The sequence below is a fragment of the Acidithiobacillus albertensis genome, assembly GCF_001931655.1.
In the GTDB taxonomy this organism is placed as follows: Bacteria; Pseudomonadota; Gammaproteobacteria; order Acidithiobacillales; family Acidithiobacillaceae; genus Acidithiobacillus; species Acidithiobacillus thiooxidans.
The window spans coordinates 1-2,410 of sequence record NZ_MOAD01000077.1; the positions used below are offsets into that span (position 1 = coordinate 1).

The 2,410-nt window shown below is 42.1% G+C and carries 3 protein-coding genes; all 3 read left to right on the top strand.

The genetic code is table 11. The features are described from left to right. The first annotated feature begins 42 nt into the window (after positions 1-42). The gene (locus tag BLW97_RS18025; RefSeq protein ID WP_075324162.1) at positions 43-633 is read left to right on the top strand and encodes a cytochrome b; all 591 of its coding nucleotides are present in this window, start codon (positions 43-45) and stop codon (positions 631-633) included. 20 nt (positions 634-653) lie between these two features. Continuing rightward, complete coding sequence (locus BLW97_RS18030) at positions 654-1,160, top strand: DedA family protein (RefSeq protein WP_242947874.1); 507 nt, start codon at positions 654-656, stop codon at positions 1,158-1,160. Between the two features lie 155 nt (positions 1,161-1,315). Next, positions 1,316-2,410: hypothetical protein (locus tag BLW97_RS18035; RefSeq protein WP_075324163.1), on the top strand; the 1,095-nt coding region annotated here is incomplete at its 3' end.

Here is a 2,410-nt window from a genome sequence, read left to right on the forward strand (position 1 = left end):
ATTAGTTTTTTATAAGCATAGAAATATTTAAAAGGAGTCTGAATGGCAAAAAATAGGCTTGAAAAATTTACAGGATCTTCGGTGACTGGGGAGAGTACTCTGTTCAAAGTATTGCATTGGTTGATCGCCGTGCTGATTGTTTTTCAGGGCCTATTGGGTGCTGCCAACTTACGTATAGCCTGGCTGCAAGACCATCTGGCAAGTGCCATTGTGGTGCATGAAGAAATTGGGCTGCTTATTTTATTGCTCACGCTTTCGTTATTTATTGTACGGGTCATTACTGGACGCAGATCAGGCGCAGGCGCACAACCAAGTCACCAGCTATGGGCCAAGATGGTCCATGGTGCGTTTTATGGGCTCATTTTCGTTGAATGCGCCATCGGTATCTGGATGATGGGGCTTCTGGGTAAGGGCTTGACGATTCTGGCATGGCATATGCCGCTTCCCATTACCGCCGATCCCCACTTTGCTTTTTCTACTGTATTGCAATGGCATGCAGCAGTAGCGTTGACGCTGGCGTTTTTAATCGTTATTCATAGCCTGGCAGCACTTTATCATCATTACGTGCTTCGCGATCATACGCTGACCAGAATGTTACCCGTTTGCTTATCACGTACGAACCCCAAATCCTGATGTCAGTTTCCAGCTATTTTTTGAGCTATCTCCATGCCGCAGTCGTTTCAGCTTCGGGTGTGGTGGATCAATATGGGTTGGCCATGGTCGTGGCTGGATTATTCCTGGAAAGCGCCGGTGTCATTTTTTTACCTGGGGAGACCTTGTTGATTGGTGCAGGTTTTGTAGCCAGCCAAGGTGCCTTTAATCCGCTAGTATTATTTGCCCTCGGCATAATAGGTACCAGTGCCGGTTGGTTCACCGCCTATTACATAGGTTACAAAGTCGGTATCAAATGGGTCAAAAAACATGGTCGATGGATAGGGATTACAGCAGAACGCCTTAATAAGACGCATACTTTCATGAATAAATATGGCTCCATAGTGGTGCTATTTGGCCGATTCATTGTTCCGTTGCGACAGCTTCAAGGCTATATCTCTGGATCCGCAGAAACAACACTACAGGATTTTTATCTCTGGAATATATTAGGTGCAGTCATATGGGTTGCGTTTTGGGGCGGTGCTGGATATTTTTTGGGAATGTTATAGATGTTTGTGATTTAATGTTCATAAAATTACCTGCAAACGTGAAATGGAGGGCTACAATCATTTCTATTGATAGAATTAAATTTACATGGTGGTTATCATCGTTATTACTCTGTATAGCCACATTTTATGTGAGTCCTGCTTATGGAAAGCAAGTGATGACATTAAGCCAAATAGAAAATATTGCGCAGCAGTCACCGGCAATGCGCGAGAAAGAAAATGACGTACGTGCAGCCCGGCAGGAAATTAAAATTTTACACGCAGAAAGCTCGCCCATTCTCCAAGGGAGAATAAAGGCTGGTCATTATACCCACTTCAACTATGACGGTATTCCACGCGCCTACATTATGAAACCAAAACTCGGATTTAAATATTATTTATTTGGTGGAAATAAATATTTGCGTCATATTACCGCAGAAGCCGAGCCCGCATACTACAAAAATCTTTCTAAATATGACTCAGAGTCAAGAAATATCAGAATGCATATTCAGAAGTCATATGTGACCTACTGGGAGAATTATAAGATAGCACGAGAGTTAAAAAAGATTTTAATAATTTTTAAACATGATAAACATATTCCAGAAAGTGTGCATGGAATTCTTGAAAGGTTGCGTCTAACGACTTATCTTTCACGCATGCGTACAGAAATATCTTTACATAAGTTGATCGAAACTATAGGACACAAGCTTCATTCATTTATTCCTAAGCGACCAAATGAAAAACAAAATGCGCACAGAATTCCACCAAGCGTGCTCCGCCGGCATCCTGCTATTGAAGGTTTAATACGCTATTATCATGGGCAGCGCAAACTCGGTTGGTTACGATTTCTTGATGTAAAGTTAAAGCTTTTTGTGAGACCCTCCTACTACCCTGCAGCGGGAAGAACGAAAATGGCAATCATCGGTGGTTTGTACCTGAACATGCCGATCGACATCATGGGTGCAGTACATCATGCGAATCAGCAGCTCGATATTGATCGGGAAAACATCCTTCTGAAGCTCAAGCAAGATGCTTTAAAAAGTCAGCAAGAACATAAAATTACTAAAATAAAGTTACCCATTTATCATAAAAAGGAACGGTTCTGGAAAAACCGCACTCAGTATTGGTATAACTTTTTAAAACGGGTACTATCACGAGATAATGGCGATATAAAGGCAAAAAATGCTGTGAACAAGGTACCTCATGCCTTGAGGGCTTATCGAGAAGCGACACTTAAGTGGATTCATGCTGAAGCGGCTTTGACTTTAATGCAG

Coding starts and splice junctions, on each gene's coding strand:
- BLW97_RS18025 (WP_075324162.1), top strand. CDS start 43: ATGGCAAAAAATAGGCTTGAAAAATTTACAGGATCTTCGGTGACTGGG.